Origin of the sequence: Arthrobacter sp. fls2-241-R2A-172, assembly GCF_030208885.1 — a bacterium.
Lineage (GTDB): Bacteria > Actinomycetota > Actinomycetes > Actinomycetales > Micrococcaceae > Arthrobacter.
In genome coordinates, this window is the sequence record NZ_JARVTB010000011.1 from 174,795 (window position 1) to 180,859 (window position 6,065).

A 6,065-nucleotide genomic window follows, 5' to 3' on the forward strand; every position below is an offset into this window, starting at 1 on the left:
AGGGTGCCTTTCAGTGTTCCAGGCGGTGCGCCGCCGAGACCTTCCGCTTGATCCGGCCGAGCATGGCAGTCATTCCGCGCATGCGCAGGGGCGTGATGGCCCGCGTCAACCCGAGAAGCTCCGGCATGTCATCCGGAACCGCAAGGATCTCCTCGGCAGTCAGTCCGTCCAGGCCTTCATGGAGCACGCCAGCGAAGCCGCGCGTTGTGGGTGCTTCCTGCGGAGCCTTGAAGAACAACCGGTAGGCGCGGGGGCCGCCAGGGTTTTCCCCGTTCTTCTCCGACTCAATGGTCAGGAACAAGGGGGACTGGCACTCGACTACCTGCTCCAGCAGCTCCGGGTGGTCTTTCAGGCGCTCAGGAAGCTCCGGCAAACCCCTGGAGAACTCAAGGAGCAGTTGCAGGCGGTCAGGCTCCGTCAGGGCCTGGAAGTCATCGACGATTTCCGCCAGCGCGGCGGGCAAGGTATGGGTACTCATCCCTTCCAGCTTACGCACAACAACGGCAAATGCATCGTGCCGGCCGGAACACTACGGGGGCCATGGGATGCCGCTAGCTGCGGGCCAGTGCCGCTGGAACCGAACCGCGTTCGGAGCCTTTGGCGATGGGAACGCGGACGGCGTTGCCCCACTCAGTCCAGGAACCGTCATAGTTGCGTACGGTGTCGAAGCCCAGGAGGTATTTCAGGGCGAACCAGGTATGGCTGGACCGCTCGCCGATGCGGCAGTAGGCCACGACGTCGTCACCGGGTTCAAGGCCGGCCTCGCCAAGGTAAAGTGCTTCGAGCTCTTCGCGGCTGCGGTAGGTGCCGTCTTCGGCTGCGGCACGTGCCCAGGGAATCGAAGCAGCAGTAGGAATGTGGCCGCCGCGCAGGGCTCCCTCTTCCGGGTAGGCGGGCATGTGGGTGCGCTGGCCGGTGTATTCCTCGGGGGAGCGAACGTCGATCAGCGGGTTGCCCAGGTGCGCCAGGACGTCTTCCTTGAAGGCGCGGATGGGAGCATCGTTGCGTTCGACTTCGGGGTACTCGCCTGGGGCCGGCTGCGATGCATCGGTGGTCAGCTCCCGGCCCTCGGCGATCCACTTGTCACGGCCGCCGTCGAGGAGGCGGACGTCGCTGTGGCCGAAAAGGGTGAAGACCCACAGCGCGTAGGCGGCCCACCAGTTGGACTTGTCACCGTAAATGACAACGGTGCTGTCGCGGGAGATGCCCTTGGACGCGGCGAGGGCGGCGAAAGCGGCACCGTCGACGTAGTCGCGGGTGACTTCATCATTCAGGTCTGTGTGCCAGTCGATCTTCACTGCGCCCGGGATGTGTCCGGTTTCGTACAGCAGGACGTCTTCATCAGACTCCACGACTACCAGTTTGCCGTCGGCGATTGCGCCATCAGCAAGTGCTGCCGCAAGCCACTCAGTGGAGACGAGGCGTTCAGGGTTCGCGTAGGCGGCGAACTTTTCATTCTGTTCAACGGGGTAGGACATTTGATGGCCTTTCACTGACAACGGACGGAGCCGGGCCTTGGTTCATCAGGTGGCCGCCCGGCCTTTCCAACACTAACCACGGCCCGGTTCGATTGCTTCCCCAGCGGTCACATGGTGAAACATGGCTTTGGTCACGTGGCCGTTCTGCCGTTCCTTATGCCGGTATTCTTGCTGGGGACCCACAACCGAAGGAACGGATCACAGTGGTACAGATCGAACAATTGGCTGCCCGCACACCGGCAGTCTCCGTGGAGGAACTCCTCAAGGGTTTCTACCCCTCTCCGCGATTCGGAGAGGTATCGTTCGACAGCTACCGGCCGGACCCTTCGCAGCCGAGCCAAGCCAACGCCGTGAAACTGCTGTCCGCCTTCGCCGATGGCGTGGGTTCCGACGACGGCGGCGGACTCTTCAAGAAGTTGTTCGCCAAAAAGGCCCCTGCCACCAGGGCAGGCATCTACCTTGATGGCGGGTTCGGTGTTGGCAAGACACACCTCTTGGCGTCGCTGTGGCACCGCTCACCGGGGCCGAAGGCTTTCGGAACCTTTGTGGAGTACACCAACCTTGTTGGCGCTCTTTCGTTCCGCAAGACCGTGGAAGCGCTGAGCAGCTACAAACTTGTCTGCATTGACGAATTCGAACTCGACGATCCGGGCGACACTGTCTTGATGTCGCGCCTTATGCGTGAACTGGCGGACGCCGGGGTCAAGCTCGCCGCGACGTCGAACACCTTGCCCGGTTCCCTGGGTGAAGGCCGTTTTGCCGCCGTCGACTTCCAGCGCGAAATCCAGGTGCTCGCCGACCAGTTCGACGTCGTCAGGATCGACGGCGAGGACTTCCGCCACCGCGGCCTTCCTGCCGCACCTGCTCCCCTGAAGACCGAAGAGCTCAAGCACCGCATGCGTGCTGAATTCGACGGCAAGACAGTGGCTGTCGACGATTTCCGCACCCTGGTCAACCACCTGGCCGCGGTCCACCCGAGCCGGTACCGCCAGTTGCTTTCCGGGGTGGAGGCAGTGGTGTGGAGCGATGTCGAAACCATCACGGAGCAGGCCGTTGCACTGCGGTTCGTGGTGCTCGCGGACCGTCTCTACGACAAGGATGTTCCGATTCTCGCCAGCGGCGTCCCGTTCGATCAGCTCTTCACGGAAGAGATGATGACCGGCGGTTACATGAAGAAGTACTTCCGGGCGGTCTCCAGGCTCACGGCGCTGGCCCGTGAGGCACAAAACCACGAACCTGCCTGAGTCAGTCCTTCGGAAGCGATGTCCGGCTCTTCAGCATCCACCGCACCAGGATGCCACCGGCCAGAGCCCAAAACGCGGCGCCCACACCCGCGAAGCTCAAGCCTGACGCTGCGAGCAGGAACGCGATGCACGCCGGTATGCGTTCCTCCGCTGCGGCCAGTGCCGAAGAAATCGACGAGGCAAGCGTGCCCAGGAGCGCTAGCCCTGCCACCGCTTCAAGCAGTCCGGGCGGGGCCGCTGCCACGATCGTGACGAGTGCGGCAGAACCAGCTGCCAAAGCCAGGTAGGCCAGTCCCGAGACAAAGGCCGCGACCCAGCGCCGATCGTGGTCCTTTCCGGCTTCCTCGCCGGCTGCCAGTGCCGCGCTGAGGGCTGCCAGGTTGATGGCATGGCCACCGAAAGGGGCTCCAACAACGGTTCCGGCCCCCGTCACCAGCATGGACGGCCGCCACGGCGTGGTGTAGCCGAACGATTTCAGGACGGCCACCCCCGGGATGTTCTGTGAGGCCATGGTCACGATGAAGAGTGGCAGGGCCAGCCCCACGGCAGCTTCCACGGTGAACGCGGGCGTTGTCCATTCAAGCCGGGGGAGGAGGCCCTCAGCGGGGATGTTGGCACCGCTGGAGGCGATGTGGATGCCGATGACGGCCAAGGCCACCAGCAGCGACCCTGGAACAGACCAGCGGGGTGCAAATTTCATCAGGACGATCCAGCACAGGAGCACCGGGGCGACCAGCAGTGGCGCCGAGCCTAGGGACTTGAACGGGGCCAGGCAGAGGGGAAGCAGAACGCCGGCCAGCATGGCCTGTGCCAGAGCCGTGGGGATCTTTGCCATGATCCTGCCAAGGACAGGGAGCAGTCCGGTCAGGAGGATCAGCACCCCCACCAGCAGGAACGCTCCCACGGCTGCCGGCCAGCCGCCGTCGACCATCCCAGCGGAGGCGAGAAGCGCTGCTCCGGGCGTGGACCAGGCCAGGGTGACCGGCATTTTGGACCGCCAGGAGAGCCACAGGATACCGAGTCCGAAAGTCAGCGTCAGCGCCAGCAGGCCACTGGACGCTTGCCCCTGGTTGGCGCCGACGGCTTTCAACCCTGCCAGGACGACGGCAAATGATGAGGTGAAACCAACCAGTGCCGTGACAATTCCTGCGGTCACCGGCGGACCCAAGGCCTCCTTGCGGACATGGCGTTCAGTGGTCGTCGGGGAAGGGGAAGGCATAGGCACAAAAATACCCGACCATCGGAGTTGTTAAACGCCAAGGGCACCGGTGGCGCCTCTCGGCGGGACCGGTGCCCCCTTGACGTATCTGGTACGGCGGCTCAGGCAGCTACGGCTGCTTCGGCTCATCCGCGACGGGAGCCTGTGGCTCGCCGTCATTTTTAGCCACGAAGTCGGAAGCGGCATTCTGGACCGAATCGACCTGACCGGCGAACTTGCCGCCTGTCTTCTCGTCGATGAAGTCCCCGGCTTTCTCGATGCCATTCTTGACGGCTTCCTCGTTGCCTTGAATGAGACCCTGAGCCTTGCCCTTCAGGTCGTCAATTAAACCCACGGGCACCTCCCTTCCTTCGCGGAGCCAGTTCGCTCCTCCGCGTCCGACCCTAACACCAGTTGACAGAGGTGCCAAGGCTTCAACGCAGGCCTGTGGACAAACTACGCCGAGGGCGTAGTTACCGTCTTGTGGCGGGGGCTGTCCGGGTTCATGAGTGAGTGCTTACGGCCGTAGGAGAAGTAGATCACCAAGCCGATGACCAGCCACACCCCAAACCGAACCCAGGTTTCCCAGTGGAGCTGGAACATCAGGAAGGCCGAAGCCAGGACGCCGAATGCCGGGACGAGGGGCATCAGCGGCAGACGGAACGTACGGGGTGCATTCGGCTTGGTGTAGCGGAACACGATCACCGAAACGCAGACCACCACGAAGGCGGCCAGGATGCCGATGTTGGTGAGGTCGGCGACTTCCTTGATGGGGAAGACGCCAGCCAGGAATGCCGAGGCGATGCCGGCAATCCAGGTAACACGCTGGGGAGTGCCGTTCCGGTCGGTCTTGGCGAACCATCCGGGCAGCAGTCCGTCGCGGCTCATGGAGAACCACACGCGGGTGACGCCAAGGAGGAAGGTCAGCATCACGGTCAGGATTGACAGGACAGCGAACACCGAGATGATGGTTGCGATGACCGGAAGTCCCACGCCCGTGAAGGCGGAGGCAAAGCCGGCCGTGGGGTTGATGTCCTTGTAGTTCTGCATGCCCGTGAGGACCAGGGTTGCGGCCACGTACAGCAGCATGGCGATGATCAGGGACAGGATGATGGCCTTGGGCATGTGCTTCTTGCCGTCTTTGGCCTCCTCAGCGGCGGTACTCATGGCGTCGTAGCCGAACACCGCGAAGAAGACGGTCGCGGCGCCCGCAACGACAGGTCCGAAGCCACTGGGCATGAACGGGTTGTAGTTCTCGGTGTTCACGTAGAAGATGCCCAGGCCGATGATGAACAGGATCAGGATCACCTTGATGGCGACCGCCACGAGCTCGAACCTGCCGAACGCCTTGGTGCCCCGGCTCAGGATCCAGGTGACGAGGAGGCAGACCAGAATGGCCGGCAAGTTGATGATTCCGCCCTTGCCTTCGTCTGCGGTGGAAGTCATCCACGTGGGCATGTGGATTCCGATGCCCGAAAGGAAGGCGTCGAAGTAGCCGGAAATGCCGATGGCCACAACGGCCACAATGGCAATGTATTCAAGCAAAAGATCCCAGCCAATGAACCAGCCGATGATCTCCCCGAGGGCTACATACCCGTACGTGTAGGCCGAGCCTGCGCGGGGAATCATGCCGGCGAATTCGGCGTAGGAGAGCGCTGCCGCTCCCGAGGCCAGCCCGGCGATCAGGAAGGAAAAGAGGACGGCAGGACCGACACCCGGGTTTCCCTCGCTGCCGTGGGCCACCAGGCCCGCCAGGGAGAAAATCCCGACGCCGATAATTCCGCCGACGCCGATGGCAGTCAGTTGCCAGAGGCCGAGACTTTTAAAGAGTCCGCTGTGCTTGCTTTCTTCTTCGATATCGTCAATGGGCTTGCGCCTCAGGACGGACTTGGATGCCGTCAGTTGGTTCATGGGGGTACTCCTGCCGGTTGGCGTGGAACGGTGATGAGCTCGCAGTACATTATGCGAGCCCAATCACATTAGATAAAGCGACTTCTTCTGAGGTGTATCGGTTACTTCAAATGATGAATGGGAATTCAACTAAAAATGGGCACAAAAAAAGCAGCTCCGAAGAGCTGCTTCTTTATGTGGAGCGGACGACGAGATTCGAACTCGCGACATCCACCTTGGCAAGGTGGTGCTCTA

At 62.5% G+C, this 6,065-nt stretch carries 6 protein-coding genes; 1 reads left to right on the plus strand and 5 read right to left on the minus strand.

Annotated elements, in window-relative coordinates:
- Window positions 1-10: 10 nt before the first annotated feature.
- A complete protein-coding gene (locus QRM57_RS16190) occupies window positions 11-478 on the minus strand; it encodes a SufE family protein (protein ID WP_235520516.1) in 468 nt (155 codons plus the stop codon).
- A gap of 73 nt (window positions 479-551) precedes the next feature.
- The gene (locus tag QRM57_RS16195; RefSeq protein ID WP_284987300.1) at window positions 552-1,478 is read right to left on the minus strand and encodes a sulfurtransferase; all 927 of its coding nucleotides are present in this window, start codon (window positions 1,476-1,478) and stop codon (window positions 552-554) included.
- A 203-nt stretch (window positions 1,479-1,681) separates the two neighbouring features.
- Between QRM57_RS16195 and zapE the strand changes: the two genes are divergently transcribed.
- On the plus strand, window positions 1,682-2,722 hold the full coding sequence (zapE, locus tag QRM57_RS16200) for a cell division protein ZapE (RefSeq protein ID WP_284987301.1): 1,041 nt from the start codon (window positions 1,682-1,684) through the stop codon (window positions 2,720-2,722).
- A 1-nt stretch (window position 2,723) separates the two neighbouring features.
- Here the strand turns inward: zapE and QRM57_RS16205 are convergent, their stop codons facing one another.
- The 3 genes from QRM57_RS16205 to QRM57_RS16215 all read right to left on the minus strand — a co-directional run bounded on the left by QRM57_RS16205 (window position 2,724) and on the right by QRM57_RS16215 (window position 5,831).
- A complete protein-coding gene (locus QRM57_RS16205) occupies window positions 2,724-3,941 on the minus strand; it encodes a benzoate/H(+) symporter BenE family transporter (RefSeq protein WP_284987302.1) in 1,218 nt (405 codons plus the stop codon).
- Between the two features lie 109 nt (window positions 3,942-4,050).
- On the minus strand, window positions 4,051-4,281 hold the full coding sequence (locus QRM57_RS16210) for an antitoxin (protein ID WP_284987303.1): 231 nt from the start codon (window positions 4,279-4,281) through the stop codon (window positions 4,051-4,053).
- A 95-nt stretch (window positions 4,282-4,376) separates the two neighbouring features.
- Window positions 4,377-5,831, minus strand: coding sequence for an amino acid permease (locus tag QRM57_RS16215; RefSeq protein WP_235520521.1), 1,455 nt, complete (start codon window positions 5,829-5,831; stop codon window positions 4,377-4,379).
- Window positions 5,832-6,065 lie beyond the last annotated feature (234 nt).